This window comes from Vibrio sp. 378 (assembly GCF_033339435.1).
The window spans coordinates 1-815 of the sequence record NZ_JAWOUO010000356.1 but is presented as its reverse complement, the minus strand read 5'-3'; the positions used below and the strand labels follow the sequence as shown (position 1 = coordinate 815).

Genomic DNA, 815 nt, shown 5'->3' with positions numbered 1-815 from the left:
GTCGCACTAATGGCACCAACTGAGCTGCTCGCCGAACAACACGCCATCAATTTCGCCAACTGGTTTGAAGCCATGGGCATTCAAGTTGGCTGGCTTGCTGGTAAGCTCAAGGGCAAAGCCAAAGAGACGGAACTGGCTCACATTGCCAGCGGTGAAGCGCAAATGATAGTGGGTACTCACGCCCTCTTCCAAGAACATGTGGAATTTCATCACCTAGCTTTAGTCATCATTGATGAGCAGCACCGCTTTGGCGTCCATCAGCGATTAGAGTTACGTGAGAAAGGAGCAAAACAAGGCGCGTATCCGCATCAGCTCATCATGACGGCGACTCCGATTCCTCGCACACTAGCAATGACAGCGTATGCTGATTTGGAAACGTCGGTGATAGACGAATTACCACCAGGCCGAACACCGATTCAAACCGTCGCCATTCCAGATACCAAACGTGACGACATTGTCGAGCGGTTACGAAACGCTTGTCTTAACGAAGGCAAGCAAGCGTATTGGGTGTGTACGCTGATCGATGAATCAGAAGTGTTAGAAGCGCAAGCCGCAGCAGACACCGCCGAAGAGTTACAGCGCAAACTGCCAGATGTAAAAATTGGCCTAGTTCATGGCCGTATGAAGCCCGCCGAAAAGCAAGCTGTCATGCAAGAGTTTAAAGACAACAAGCTCCACCTGCTCGTAGCCACGACGGTGATAGAAGTTGGCGTAGACGTGCCAAACTCTAGCTTGATGATCATCGAAAACCCTGAACGCCTTGGTTTGGCGCAATTACACCAGTTAAGAGGCCGCGTCGGTCGAGGCTCGGTTGC

The 815-nt window shown here is 51.4% G+C and carries 1 protein-coding gene; it reads left to right on the top strand.

Going from position 1 to position 815, the window contains the following annotated elements:
* Positions 1-815: ATP-dependent DNA helicase RecG (locus R7Q48_RS26250; protein ID WP_318133121.1), on the top strand; the 815-nt coding region annotated here is incomplete at both ends.